At 36.0% G+C, this 13,457-nt stretch carries 10 protein-coding genes; 5 read left to right on the forward strand and 5 right to left on the reverse strand.

Annotated features, from left to right (window positions below; genetic code table 11):
• Positions 1-266 precede the first annotated feature (266 nt).
• On the forward strand, positions 267-2,924 hold the full coding sequence (locus B0E34_RS09555; RefSeq protein WP_087708981.1) for an MGH1-like glycoside hydrolase domain-containing protein: 2,658 nt from the start codon (positions 267-269) through the stop codon (positions 2,922-2,924).
• Positions 2,925-2,964: 40 nt separating this feature from the next.
• Here B0E34_RS09555 and recO read toward each other — a convergent pair whose 3' ends face one another.
• From recO to B0E34_RS09575, 4 genes are read right to left on the reverse strand one after another with little or no spacing between them, the layout of a single operon-like run.
• The gene (recO, locus tag B0E34_RS09560; protein ID WP_087708983.1) at positions 2,965-3,651 is read right to left on the reverse strand and encodes a DNA repair protein RecO; all 687 of its coding nucleotides are present in this window, start codon (positions 3,649-3,651) and stop codon (positions 2,965-2,967) included.
• The gene (gene porZ / locus B0E34_RS09565) at positions 3,651-5,936 is read right to left on the reverse strand and encodes a type IX secretion system anionic LPS delivery protein PorZ (protein ID WP_185117451.1); all 2,286 of its coding nucleotides are present in this window, start codon (positions 5,934-5,936) and stop codon (positions 3,651-3,653) included. The genes recO and porZ overlap by 1 nt, the downstream gene beginning before the upstream one ends.
• Before the next feature lie 2 nt (positions 5,937-5,938).
• Positions 5,939-6,889, reverse strand: a complete 951-nt coding sequence (locus tag B0E34_RS09570) for a bifunctional metallophosphatase/5'-nucleotidase (RefSeq protein ID WP_087708984.1) — start codon at positions 6,887-6,889, stop codon at positions 5,939-5,941.
• Complete coding sequence (locus B0E34_RS09575) at positions 6,889-7,656, reverse strand: 5'-nucleotidase C-terminal domain-containing protein (protein WP_087708986.1); 768 nt, start codon at positions 7,654-7,656, stop codon at positions 6,889-6,891. The genes B0E34_RS09570 and B0E34_RS09575 overlap by 1 nt, the downstream gene beginning before the upstream one ends.
• Before the next feature lie 187 nt (positions 7,657-7,843).
• Between B0E34_RS09575 and dapA the strand changes: the two genes are divergently transcribed.
• From dapA to B0E34_RS09595, 4 genes are all read left to right on the forward strand, one after another.
• A complete protein-coding gene (gene dapA / locus B0E34_RS09580) occupies positions 7,844-8,716 on the forward strand; it encodes a 4-hydroxy-tetrahydrodipicolinate synthase (RefSeq protein WP_087708988.1) in 873 nt (290 codons plus the stop codon).
• Positions 8,717-8,838: 122 nt separating this feature from the next.
• Positions 8,839-9,336 carry a GNAT family N-acetyltransferase gene (locus B0E34_RS09585; RefSeq protein ID WP_087708990.1) on the forward strand — a complete coding sequence of 166 codons (498 nt, stop codon included), beginning with the start codon at positions 8,839-8,841 and terminating at the stop codon, positions 9,334-9,336.
• Positions 9,337-9,631: 295 nt separating this feature from the next.
• Positions 9,632-10,210, forward strand: coding sequence for a helix-turn-helix domain-containing protein (locus tag B0E34_RS09590; protein WP_087708992.1), 579 nt, complete (start codon positions 9,632-9,634; stop codon positions 10,208-10,210).
• On the forward strand, positions 10,207-10,653 hold the full coding sequence (locus B0E34_RS09595) for a response regulator (protein WP_087708993.1): 447 nt from the start codon (positions 10,207-10,209) through the stop codon (positions 10,651-10,653). The genes B0E34_RS09590 and B0E34_RS09595 overlap by 4 nt, the downstream gene beginning before the upstream one ends.
• Positions 10,654-11,226: 573 nt before the next feature.
• Here the strand turns inward: B0E34_RS09595 and recG are convergent.
• Positions 11,227-13,311 (reverse strand): ATP-dependent DNA helicase RecG, encoded by a 2,085-nt coding sequence (gene recG, locus B0E34_RS09600; protein ID WP_087708995.1) that lies wholly within the window; start codon positions 13,309-13,311, stop codon positions 11,227-11,229.
• Between the last annotated feature and the right edge of the window lie 146 nt (positions 13,312-13,457).

Genomic DNA, 13,457 nt, shown 5'->3' on the forward strand with positions numbered 1-13,457 from the left:
TCAGACAGACCGTTCAATCCGGAGCGCATTGCAGCCGAAACATGTATGAACGGTATTAAAGAAAATGAATTGTAAATAGTGAATGGTCAATGGTAAATTCGTTTCACTTGTCAATAAAGTATTTAAAGAAATAGTGTTTCAAAAATAAGTAAAACGCCTTTGTTTATCTTAATTTAGAAGAAAAAAAAGATAGAAAAGCTTTGTCTGACTTTGCGATAAAATTTTTAATCATTTATCAATAATCAACCATCACTTATCAAAACAGCATGAAAGAAAAAGAAAGACTGTCCGACGTTACTTGGAAAAAATGGGGACCTTACGTCAGCAACCGCGAATGGGGATTGGTGCGCGAAGATTACAGCGCAGAAGGAGATGCATGGAACTACACCAATCACGACATTGCTGAAGCCAAAACCTACCGTTGGGGCGAAGAAGGAATCTGCGGCATCTGTGATGACCTTCAGAAACTTGTTTTTTCAGTCGGATTCTGGAACAAAAAAGATAAAATGGTGAAAGAACGCTTCTTTGGCTTATCAAACGGTCAGGGAAACCATGGGGAAGATGTAAAAGAATATTTTTACTATCTCGACTCTACGCCTACGCATTCTTATATGAAAATGCTGTATAAGTATCCTCAAAATGCATTTCCCTACGATGATCTCATAAAAACCAACGCAGAAAGAGGAAAAGAAGATCCCGAATACGAATTAATCGATACCGGAATTTTCGACCAAAACGAATACTTTGATATTTTTATTGAATATGCCAAAGAAAGTCAGAATGATATTCTTGTGAAATTAACCGTGGTTAATAAATCAGAAAAAGAAGCTCCTTTAATCATTCTGCCTACAGTCTGGTTCAGAAATACATGGAACTGGGGATATAATAATTACAAACCTCAGATGAACGCTGAAAATTCAGATTGTCTCACGATTAATCATCACGATTTAGAAATCAAAAATGTATACGCAAAAAATGCTCAGAAAGTATTATTCTGCGATAACGAAACGAATAATGAAAGACTGTATCAGTCTCAGAACCAGTCAAAATATACCAAAGACGGAATCAACGATTTTATCATCAACGGAAATTCCCAGTCCGTAAACCCAAAAGATTTCGGAACAAAAGCATCCTTTCTCATCGACGAAAATTTTAAGCCAAAAGAAACAAAAACGTTTGAATTCAGACTTTCGGATCAGGATCTGAAACAGCCTTTTCAGGATTTTGAGGAAATTTTTGTTTCAAGACAGAAAGAAGCAGACGAATTTTATGCAGACATTCAGTGCGGAATAAAAACAGAAGACGAAAAACTGGTTCAGCGACAGGCTTTTGCAGGAATGCTCTGGAACAAAATGTTCTATCATTACAATGTGGAACGTTGGCTGAAAGGAGATCCTTCACAGATCCCACCCCCAAAATCCCGTGAACACATCAGAAATTCTGAATGGAAGCACCTCAACAATGAACACATTATTTCCATGCCCGACAAATGGGAATATCCGTGGTACGCAACGTGGGATCTTGCTTTTCATACCATCAGTTTTTCATTAATTGATCCGGATTTTGCAAAACATCAGCTCAAACTGTTTCTTTTTGAGTGGTATATGCATCCAAACGGACAGCTTCCGGCTTATGAATGGGATTTTAGTGATGTAAATCCACCTGTTCATGCATGGGCAGTTTTTAGGGTTTTTAAAATAGATGAATATCTGAAAGGTAATCCCGATCTGCAATTTCTGGAAAGTGCTTTTCAGAAACTCTTGATGAATTTCACATGGTGGGTCAATAAAAAAGATAACAACGGAAATAATATTTTCGAAGGAGGATTTTTAGGACTCGACAATATTGGTGTTTTCGACCGGAATATGCCGCTTCCCAACGGAGAACATCTGGAACAGTCCGACGGAACGAGCTGGATGGCAATGTTTGCTTTAAACATGATGAGAATTGCTCTTGAACTTGCTTTGTATAACAATGTGTATGAAGAAATGGCGATGAAGTTTTTTGAGCATTTTCTGGCAATTGCCAATTCTCTGGACAACATGGGAGAAGAATGTTTCAGTTTATGGGATGAAGAAGATGAATTCTTTTATGATGCCATTGCTTCGAGCGATGGAGATCATATGTATCTGAAATTAAGAACAATTGTGGGACTTATTCCTATGTTTGCAGTTGAGGTTATCGATGATGAAATGATCGAAAAACTGCCGAATTTCAAGAAAAGAATGAAGTGGGTTCTGGAAAATAAACCTGAACTGGCTGCTTTGGTTTCTCATTGGGAAGTAAAAGGTGATGAATCCAAACATTTACTTTCTCTTTTAAGAGGTCACCGTTTAAAGAGATTATTAAGCAGAATGCTCGATCCGGATCAGTTTTTAAGCGAATTCGGCGTTCGTGCGCTGTCAAAAGAATATGAAGAAAATCCGTTTACCCTAAATCTCAACGGAATAGATTATAAGGTAAAATATACTCCCGCAGAAAGCGACAGCGGACTTTTCGGAGGAAACAGCAACTGGCGCGGTCCCATCTGGTTTCCGATTAATTTTTTAATTATTGAAAGTCTGCAACGCTTCTTTTTCTATTACAGTCCCGATTTTTTGGTGGAATATCCTACAGGAAGCGGAAACTATTCTAATCTTGATGAAATTGCAGAGGCTTTAAGCAGAAGACTGTCTTCATTATTTTTGAAGGATGAACATGGAAACCGTCCTTTTAATTCCCAATATCCCAGATTTCAGACCGATCCGGATTTTAAAGATTATATTTTGTTCTACGAATATTTTCACGGAGATACCGGTCGTGGAGTAGGAGCATCGCATCAGACAGGTTGGACAGGACTTATTGCCAAAATTTTAATGCCAAGATTTTCACGGAAAAATATTGCAGAATCTGAGACTGAAACACCGAAAAATGTGGAATTTTAAATCAATAATATCTTACTTAACGCCAATTCTCAGGTATTAATCATTCAAATATCTGTTGAATAACTTCCAGAGAAGTCGGAATTTTAAAATCGGTGATATGGTAATGATAATACACAAGTAAGCTGTCGAGAAATTCTTTTCTGAAATTGGAATGTATTTTAATACTGTAAGGATTTTCAGCCGATAAGATGGTTTTCCAAATGGCTGAAACTTCTTCGGTAAAGAGTTGATGCATTATTTCATGCGTAAAAGTTCCGGTTTCCGGATCAAGAAATTTCCCCGAATTCAGTAATGGCGCAACACCCTGAATTTTTAGAATTTTAATTAAAAAAATAAGATGCGACTGATAGTTGCGGCTTTCCAGCTCATCCGTAAATTCTTCAAGACAGAAAAAAATATGATGATTTTTGTTTTCATGTCTTAAATTCTGATTTAAAAAATCTGAAATAAAAAAAACAACCGTATTACAGCGAATATCCGTATAAATATCGTTGCTTTTAATCAGTTCAAATTTTGAAATTGTCTGGATTCCGTTTCCTTTTACAGGATTTAAAGAGAAATTAAGCTTGCTTAACGGCAGAAGAAGGGCTTTTTTCTTATTTTTCTTAGCGTATATTCCTTTCAAAAAATAAGACTGAAACCCGTCTTCTTCGGTGAAACAGTGCAGTACTGCATCATTTTCGCCATATTTTATATAGGATAGTAAAAATCCGCTTTGTGAATTCATTAATTTACGACAGCAATCTTCGCTGTAGCTTTATCGGAGCCGTCTTCATTCGTCATTAAAACAAAATAAACTCCGGAAGCAACTCTGCTTCCTCTCTGGTTATTGAGATCCCACTCATAATATCCACCTCTTGCCACTGCGGAATGTACAACGTTTCCGGCAGCATCAGCAATTCGGATGTTGGTAACTTCTGCCAAACCTTTAATAGTAACTTTTCCTTTAAAATTAGAATACACTACAGGATTCGGGTAAACAAGTACATTGCCGAAGTTTGATGTTACATCGGCAACATCACCCTGATACGTTACAATTCCGTCGTAAGAAACAAAATATACTTTTCCTGTTTTTTTATCAACCTTTATATCGGTAATGGTATTCGTCGGAAGCGGAGAATTTTCTTTGGTAAAATGTTTAATGGTCTGTTGTCCGTCTGCAGAAAGATAATAAACTCCACCACCATCAACAGAAACCCACTTGTGGTCTCCTGCATCCACCTCAATCTGTAAAATCTGCCCGTCTCTGAAAAGTTCTTCGCCCAATCCGTTCTGTTCTATAATAATTGGCTCAACGGTTGCGGAAGAGGGTGTTTTTATAGCAGAAACAGCATTTGGCAAAACTCTTAGTCCGGCATCCGTACCGATCCATGCATCTCCGGATTTATCGACAGCTACAGAAAGCGTTCCACCGGAAGTTGTTGCGAAGCCGTTAGGTTGTGTTAAAATATAGGCAGTATCGTCAGAAGTGCTTTGCGTTTTCTTTGTATCGTAAGCTATAAAATTATTAGTTCGCGGAGTAGGAATAAAAAGAAGTCCTTCACTGTAAAGAGCCTTTTGGGAAGCTCCAAATTGAGAAGTGGTATTTTTTATAACAAAGTCATCTCCTGTTCTGTCATATGCACCGATTGCTGTATAAGGTCCAAGTGCAGCACCGTCACCAGAGAAAGCTATAGAAGCAAAAAGATTGTTCGAATCATCAAAAGTCAAACCTACGGGACGTCTTGTGAAGATATTAGTAGTTCCTAAATCATACCTTTTGACAAAAGTAAAATCCTTGTTTCCTGCATTGTATTTCATTTTATAAATTCCGCGTGATCCATCCGTCATGTAGTTAGCAAAAAATACATCAGTTGGATTTACAGGATCTGCAACAACATCCAATACATTGAATACGGTTGAATTTCCTTTAAAATAGGAAGGATAGATCCAGCTCATCCCGTCAAAATAATAAAATCCGGGATTTTTTATATTGAAAATAGGGGTATTGAATCTGCTTTCTCTTCCTCCGGTAGAAACCAAAATCTGATTTTCTCCGTAAAGACTGATTTTATAGGCATAATTCTGATAAGGACCATCCGGTTTGAAGGTATTTCCCCCCTCGTTTTTAATTCCTGAAAAAATTGTTCCGCCATACACACTGCTTCCTACAGTGGTTGCGGTGTTACATTCCTCACCAAAAGTTACGTTTGCGTTAAAGTTTCCGTTGGTTCCGAATGTATACACTCTGCTGAGATCCGTAACTACAATACTGTTATTAGTTACTACGACATCATGAACATTGGTAAATGATTGTGAAAGCGGAGTGAAAGCTCCTCCATTATATACATAGGCTGTATTAGCTGAAGAAAAGCTCAGCACCCCTTCGGAATCGATATGCTTGAATGTACCTGCCAATTCTGTAGTCCAAGTCGAAAAAACAGGGAAAGTAGTATTCATCTCATGGCTTCTAAGACCGGTGTTGGTTACAGAAAACACTTTATTTCCGAAGATCGTGGCTTCATTACTTGCCTGATAAACTCCTCCTGATAAAAAGAATGCAGAATCTTTAAATTCTTTCTTCTTCAAATCGAATATTGAAACACCGTAACCTACAGAAATAACAGCAAGGTCTCCGGTAATTGAGATATGGTTGATTTTTTTGCTTCCGTTATACCCGGTCGCAATAGGAATATCAACAACATAAGTAATTCCATCCGGAGTTATGACGTCCAGCGAGCCGTTTTGATAACCTACCAAACCGATTTTGTTCTGCGGATTGTAATCAAAAGCTGAAACTTTAACCTCATGCAAACCGTTTGCTTTAGACAGTTTGGTAATTTCACCGGAAGAAATGGTATAGTAGAAAACCCCGCTTTCTGCTGCTGCAACTATTTTTCCGTTATCTTCTTTCATGGCAAGAACATTATTGTAGGAGAATAAGTCTGCCCATTTTTTTGAAGAAATAGTCTGTGCATGTGCAACTTGCAGGGATGCTAAAATACCAAGAGAGATTAAAGAGAGTTTTTTCATGCTTATGCTTTTATGCTGCTGTCTATAACCTGATTATTCCAGGAAATATGTTTTACATTTTTATTAGTATCAAAAAAGAAATCTATTCTGCCGAGCAGAAGACCTGCCCATCCTACCTGATTTACCAGAATATTTTTACCCGCTCTGTTGGTAAAAGTCTGGGGTTCCGGCAGGAAGGTATGGGTATGACCGCCCAGAATAACATCAATATTTTCTGTTTTGGCAGCTAAGATTTTATCACTTATTTTATTGGGTTCGTCTTTGTAATCGTAGCCTATGTGTGAAAGGCAGATCACAAGATCACATTTTTGTTCGTTTTTCAGGAAGTTGGAATAATGTTGGGCAACGTCAACAGGATCGGAGTAAACCGTTTCTCCATATTGTTTTTTGCCAACGAGCCCGTCGAGTTGAATGCCCACTCCGAAAATTCCTACCTTGATTCCGTTTTTATTGAATATTTTGTATGGAGACGTTTTTCCGTCCAGAACGGTATTTTTAAAATCGTAATTTGAACAGATGAAAGGGAATTTTGCATTGGGCAAAACTTTCAAAAATCCGTTCAGACCATTATCAAAATCATGATTTCCCATGGTGGAAGCATCATATTTCATCATGGACATTAATTTAAACTCCAATTCACCGCCGAAAAAGTTGAAATAGGGAGTTCCCTGAAAAATATCTCCGGAATCCAGAAGCAAAACATTGCTTTCCTGATTTCTGATCTGTTGTATTAAACTTGCCCTTCTTGCAAAACCTCCCTGATTGGGATTTTTGGTATAGCTTGCGTCAAAAGGCTCTATTCTGCTGTGCTGATCGTTGGTGTGAAGAATAGTAAGTTTCGTTGCGGACTTTAAATCAAGAATGTTTAATTCTTCCGCCATCATCATATTGGGAGCTAAAGCCATTGCTAAAGTTCCGCTACCTATTGCTTTTAAAAAACTTTTTCTATCCATTACTTTTTACCGATAAAATTTAGACGAACATCTGTATTGGGAACAACTTCAGGAGTTTTCTTAAAATAATCGATGAAAAGATCTCTTAATTTAATTCCTGTCGGGATCATTTCTCCTTTCGAGAAGAATTTCATATTGTCGCCTCCCAAAGCCAGATAATCTGAAGTGGCAATATAATAATCCTGTTCCGGATTTACTGTCTTTCCGTTAATTAAAGTTTTGGTTAGCTGTCCGTTATTGGTTTCTATATACAAATGAGACACAGGATTGTTTACCTGATGTTCTGCATAATAATCGAAAAGTCCCTGAAGATCACTGCCTTTCATTTTTACGATAATCACTTCATTTTCAAAAGGCATTACTTCAAAAACACTTTTCAGTAAAATATCTCCTTTCCCGATCGTGGTACGGATTCCTCCGATGTTAATGAGGGCTGCGTCTACATTTTTCTGTAAATTTTTCTTTGCCCATACATCAGCTCCGTCGAAAGTATAATCTGCTAAAAGATTACCTAAGTTACTGTTATCGCCTTGTTTTGTAAGATCTACATCGGTGTGAGAGATCTTTTGGTTCATCTCTTTATCCAGTTTTTGCTTGTAAGGTTCGATAATTTTTACAAATTCCTCATCATTTTTTAGCTCATTATTAATAGAAATATTTTTCTGGGTTTTTACCTCTGCAATCTGCATGGAAGAAGCCGATGAAGCCGTCTTACAAGCCGAAAGGGCAGCCAGAGCAATTCCTAATAACAAGAATTTATTTTTCATACGTCGACAATTATATTATTAAGGTATTGGTAATTATCATTCTATTGTATATTGATAAACAATTTAGCTGATAACTCCATTATATCTTTTAGTATATGCAAATATAATTATATGTATAATAAAACATTATTAATTATTAGAAATTCTTCTCACAAATGATTAAATTTGGCAAAAATAATTCTAACAGATGAGCATTTTAAAAGGAGTAGGTGTTGCTTTGGTAACGCCCTTTAATGAAGATTTATCCGTAGATTTCGATAGTTTAACAAAATTGGTAGACTACAATATCGAAAACGGAACAGGTTATTTAGTTGTTTTGGGAACTACAGCGGAGGCTGCAACGCTTTCTGCCGAGGAAAAGAAACAGGTAATTGAGCATATCATTAAGGTTAATAATAAACGGGTTCCTTTGGTTTTGGGAATCGGCGGAAATAATACTCTTGAAGTAAAGAAACAGATTGAAGAAGCAGATCTTTCTGAATTTACTGCAGTACTTTCTGTTTCTCCTTATTACAACAAACCCAATCAGGAAGGGCTTTATCAGCATTATAAAATGTTGGCTTCAACCGGGAAAAATATTATTATCTACAACGTTCCTTCGAGAACAGGACAAAATGTTGAGGCAGAAACAACGCTGCGCTTGGCAAGAGAGTTCCCTAATTTATTCCTGATTAAAGAAGCGGCTCCGAATATTCTTCAGTACTTCGATATTTTAAGAAAGAAGCCGGAAGGTTTCAATCTGGTTTCTGGGGATGATGAATATACGCTTGCTGTAACTTTAGCAGGTGGAGCAGGGGTAATTTCTGTAATCGGACAAGCGTATCCTAAAGAATTTTCTACCATGGTTCAGTTGGCTTTTGATAAAAAAGTGGATGAAGCCTACGAAATCCATAACAAGCTGGTTGAGATCACAAGACTGATTTTTGCTGAGGGAAATCCTTGCGGAATTAAAGTGATTCTGGCAGAAATGGGAATCATCAAAAACTATCTGAGACTTCCGTTGATCGCTGCTTCAGAAGGGCTTCATGCTAAAATTAAAGCTGAAATGGCAAATATTTAAAAGGAAGTTATTAATCTGCTTTATAATGAATGGTGAATTCACAGTAACATTTTAAAGCATTCCAAAATATCAGGTGAAAGAATCAGTTCTTTCACCTTTTTCAATTTTTAAAATTTAATTAAATGAAATTAATAGAAGCTACAGAAAAAGATATTCCGATGATTCAGGATTTGGCAAGAAGATCCTGGGAAAGTGCATATAAGGGGATTATCTCGAATGAACAGATTAATTATATGTTGGAGAAAATGTATTCAGAAGAGGAAATTTCATCCCATTTGAAGAATCCGGATTATCATTATTTTTTAATTTTTGATGAAAATAATAATTCCTTTGAAGGCTTTATGGGATATGAAAACGGTTACGAAGATGTTACAACGAAGCTCCACAGAATCTATCTGGTTCCGGAAAGTAAGGGAAAAGGTTTTGGAAAAGGAGCCCTGAACTTTTTAAAGCAGAAAATTTCTGAGAGTAATGATAAAAGAATTATTCTGAATGTGAATAAAGATAATAATGCTAAACATTTCTACGAATCTCAGGGATTTAAGGTTTATGATGAGGTAGTTCTGGATATTGGAGACGGTTTTGTAATGGATGATTACCTGATGGAATTCAAACTTTAAAGGAGCTGAGATTGGAATTTTATAAATCTTAAACATAATTCTATAAAATGTGATTTATTTATTTTTCGCATTTTTGTCATACCAAATCACCTTCAAAAGTACATTCATATGCTTGGTGCTAAGCTTTATTGGCTTTTTATCAGTATATTTTTTTTCATCCTTAGTGTTTAAATTCCTGTATTTAATAATGCAGGAGTTTTTTATTTATGCAAAAAATAGCAGATTTTTATTATTTCACTTTTAATTGAAATAAAATTTTTATATTTACATTGAAACATTAAAGGATATATAAAAGATGAAAATGTACGTAAAATTTGACTTCAATACCCTCTGTAAAAAGATTCTTGATGAGAAACTTCGGGAGCACGGTCTTAAATACAGGCTTCTGAATTTCGGAGAAGTAGAGTTCTATGAATCTCTTACTCAGGAACAGCACAAGAATTTTAAAAAAAACCTTGAAGATTATGGAATTGAAATAATTGAAAATCAAAAGGCTGCGTTGGTACAAAAAATTAAAGATGCCATTGTAGAACTTATTTCTTCCGAAGAAGGAATCTCTGTAAAAGCTTCCATTTACATTGCCGAAAAACTCAATCACAGCTACGGATATCTTTCGAATTTGTTCTCGGAGATTACCCATACTTCCATTGAAAATTTTCTCATTATCCGCAAAATAGAATTTGCAAAAGAATTGATTATCAGTAAAAAGCTGAGTTTTACGGAGATCGCTTACCGCTTAAATTATTCCAGTGTAGCACATCTCAGCACCCAGTTTAAAAATACGACGGGAATGACGCCTTCTCAGTTCCAGAAAATTATTTCGCTGAGGAGAAAATTATCCCATATCAACGAACAATATTTGAAGGCTGTATGACCAAAGATTATCTGAATATAATTCTTGTAGAAGAGGACGAAGGAAAACAAATCTTTTTTGAAAATATATTTTCGGACTCAAAAATTGCCCTTAAAACAAATGCTTTTCACAAGATAAAATGTGTGATGGATTTGCTGGATGAAGAAGATATTTTGATTCCTGAAATGCTCTGGATTAATAAAGATATTATTGCAAAAGACGATTTTGATTTTTTTTCAGTAATACAATCACATATGAAGTTTAATGATACTGTGATTGTTATTTATTCGGAAAATTTTAAGAATGACGAAGAAGAAGATTTTTTGGTAAAAGGAATTAATGTTATTATGAAACTTCCTGATAATTATACAGATATGAAGAAAAAAGTGAGTGAGATTATCGCGATAAACTGGCAATATCATACTTCAGGATTCAATAAAAATAATTTTATCATGAAAGTGTGAAAAATTTGATTAAATTATTTTGGAATTAAAATTAAATTTTTATATTTGTAAAGTAATACTCACACAAAGGTGATAATTAAGTAGAAAATACATTGATTATCTCTTGAGAAATTACCGAAATTGGAACACAGATTTATCATATCAAAAAACGATAAATGAAGAATGAAAATTGTTTCAGTTTTTGAAAAAAATTATATAAATCACAATGTTAGCTAAACAAAATGAATTATAATAATTTCCAATTAAAAGCGCAGAAGATCTTTAAACAAAACGGTACAATCATGAAAACTTAGTACTGCCAAAGGAGAATATATCGTTTCATTTTTCAAATCCTTTGTCAGAAACCTAGTTAGTTTTTATAAATAAGCAATTGGAAACTTAATTCATTTTGTTTTTTTACATCATTTTTTAAGCTTAAACATCATTACAATTACTATATTCATCACACCACATCACAAAATATTAAGCGAAAGGCTTATGTGAATTTTAAAGAAGTAAAGTAATTTTTCTTCAAATAACAGTTTTATAAGGGGGAACCGCGTGAAGACAAGATCTTTTCGCGGTTTTTTGTTTTCAGGAGATTTTACTCCATTTATTTTTTCCTTTGTAATTTCTCAGATAATCATTTTTAATAATCTGGTTTTCCGGTCTGGATAATAGCGGATCTGCTTCAAGTATTTTTTCTACCGTTTTTTTTGTTGCTTTGATAATGGCAGCATCATTCACAAGATCCAGCCTTTTAAAATCCACAACACCACTTTGTTGCGTCCCCAAAATATCTCCCGGACCGCGAAGCTGCATATCTACCTCAGAAATTTTGAAGCCGTCATTGGTTTCCACCATCGTTTTAATGCGGGTTCTGCTGTCTTTAGACAATTTATCCGAAGTCATCAGAATACAATAGCTCTGTTCCGCACCACGACCGACACGTCCGCGAAGCTGGTGAAGCTGCGAAAGCCCGAATCTCTCAGAACTTTCAATGACCATAACCGAGGCGTTCGGGACATTTACACCCACTTCAATTACTGTTGTTGCGACCATAATTTCTGCTTTTCCGGAGGCAAAATAATTCATGGCAGCATCTTTTTCGTCCGGTTTCATCTTTCCGTGAAGCATTGCCACATTGTAATGTGTGAAATTATCCATTACATTTTCCAGACCTTCCATCAGATTTTTGTAATCTAACGTTTCAGATTCTTCAATTAAAGGATACACAAAATAAACCTGCCGTCCTTTCTGGATTTCCTCGCGGCAGAAATTATAAACATACGCGCGGTCTTTTTCCCTTCTGTGAGCGGTAATGATGGGTTTTCTTCCAACAGGAAGTTCATCGATTACCGAGACATCAAGGTCCGAATAAAAACTCATCGCAAGAGTTCTCGGAATTGGCGTTGCTGTCATGACCAGAATATGAGGCGGAATTTTATTTTTTGCCCAAAGTTTTGCTCTTTGTGCCACACCAAACCGATGCTGCTCGTCGATGATGGCCAACCCGAGATTCTTAAATTTTACTTTATCTTCCAGAACAGCATGAGTTCCCACAAGAATAGAAAGTTCGCCACTTTCCAGTTCTTCATGAATTTTATTCCGTTCGGACTTTTTTGTGGAACCTGTTAAAAGTCTTATTTTAACTTCCGTCTTTTCTAAAAGTTCTTTAATTCCGTTATAATGTTGCTGGGCAAGAATTTCCGTAGGAGCCATGATACAGCTCTGGAAACCGTTGTCCTTCGCAATAAGCATCGTTAAAAGAGCAACCATTGTTTTTCCGGAACCTACATCTCCCTGCAAAAGACGGTTCATCTGGATCGGACGTTTCATATCCATCCGGATTTCTTTGAGTACTCTTTTCTGAGCTCCCGTTAAATCAAACGGAAGATGATTTTCATAAAAATCATTAAAATAATCTCCAACGATGGGGAAAGGGTTTCCTGCGGTATGACTTTTGTGGTGAAGTTTTTTCAGCCCGAATCCTAACTGAAAGAAAAATGATTCTTCAAATTTTAAACGGTAATCGGCTTTCTCAAAATGCTCCATATCCTTCGGAAAATGAATATTGAGATAGGTGTGCTGCCTTGATAAAAACTTAAATGCCTTCATCAGATAATCCGGAAAATTCTCATGAATAAGATTCGGGATTTCTTTGCATACATTTCGTAACACAACCTGAAAAAACCGCTGATTCAGTCCTCTTTTGGTAAGCTTTTCCGAACTTGGATAGATGGGTCTTAATCTGTTTTCGGAATCTTTTTTTTCTTCAATTTCTATTTCGGGATGTGGCATAGAAAACTGGTTGTTGAAAACATTGATTTTACCGAAAATAAAAACTTCTTTATTCACAGGAAGCTGTTCTTTCAGCCATTTTGAATACTGAAACCAAACCAGATCCATCGATCCTGTATCATCATTGAATTTCGCAGAAAGCCTTTTGGTTTTTCCGGTCTGTATTTCCTGAACGTTGGTGATTTTCCCTTTCAGTTGCACGTCTGTGGAAACGTCTCCAAGCTGCGAAATTTTATGAACTTTGCTCTTATCCAGATAACGGAGCGGGTAGAAATTCAGGAGATCTTCCACGGTGGAAATTCCCAGAACGCTTTTGATGAGTTTGGCTTTTTCCGGACCGATTCCTTTTACGTATTCTATGGAGGTTTCTAAATTCATTTTAGGAGCCACGAATTTCGGGAAAAATTAGAAATTAAAAAAGGCTCTCATTGCTGAAAGCCTGTATTTTTAACGTGAACTCGACGCTAAAATATTGAATTATATTTAGTTGTCCTTGCCATCTATGCATTTATCCAGTTCGGGAA

The organism is Chryseobacterium mucoviscidosis (genome assembly GCF_002177115.1).
GTDB classification, from domain to species: domain Bacteria; phylum Bacteroidota; class Bacteroidia; order Flavobacteriales; family Weeksellaceae; genus Chryseobacterium; species Chryseobacterium mucoviscidosis.

What these genes read in the sequence shown, in the direction of transcription:
- B0E34_RS09555 (WP_087708981.1), top strand. Translation starts at nt 267, where the DNA reads ATGAAAGAAAAAGAAAGACTGTCCGACGTTACTTGGAAAAAATGGGGA.
- recO (WP_087708983.1), bottom strand. Translation starts at nt 3,651, where the DNA reads ATGAATTCACAAAGCGGATTTTTACTATCCTATATAAAATATGGCGAA.
- porZ (WP_185117451.1), bottom strand. Translation starts at nt 5,936, where the DNA reads ATGAAAAAACTCTCTTTAATCTCTCTTGGTATTTTAGCATCCCTGCAA.
- B0E34_RS09570 (WP_087708984.1), bottom strand. Translation starts at nt 6,889, where the DNA reads ATGGATAGAAAAAGTTTTTTAAAAGCAATAGGTAGCGGAACTTTAGCA.
- B0E34_RS09575 (WP_087708986.1), bottom strand. Translation starts at nt 7,656, where the DNA reads ATGAAAAATAAATTCTTGTTATTAGGAATTGCTCTGGCTGCCCTTTCG.
- dapA (WP_087708988.1), top strand. Translation starts at nt 7,844, where the DNA reads ATGAGCATTTTAAAAGGAGTAGGTGTTGCTTTGGTAACGCCCTTTAAT.
- B0E34_RS09585 (WP_087708990.1), top strand. Translation starts at nt 8,839, where the DNA reads ATGAAATTAATAGAAGCTACAGAAAAAGATATTCCGATGATTCAGGAT.
- B0E34_RS09590 (WP_087708992.1), top strand. Translation starts at nt 9,632, where the DNA reads ATGAAAATGTACGTAAAATTTGACTTCAATACCCTCTGTAAAAAGATT.
- B0E34_RS09595 (WP_087708993.1), top strand. Translation starts at nt 10,207, where the DNA reads ATGACCAAAGATTATCTGAATATAATTCTTGTAGAAGAGGACGAAGGA.
- recG (WP_087708995.1), bottom strand. Translation starts at nt 13,311, where the DNA reads ATGAATTTAGAAACCTCCATAGAATACGTAAAAGGAATCGGTCCGGAA.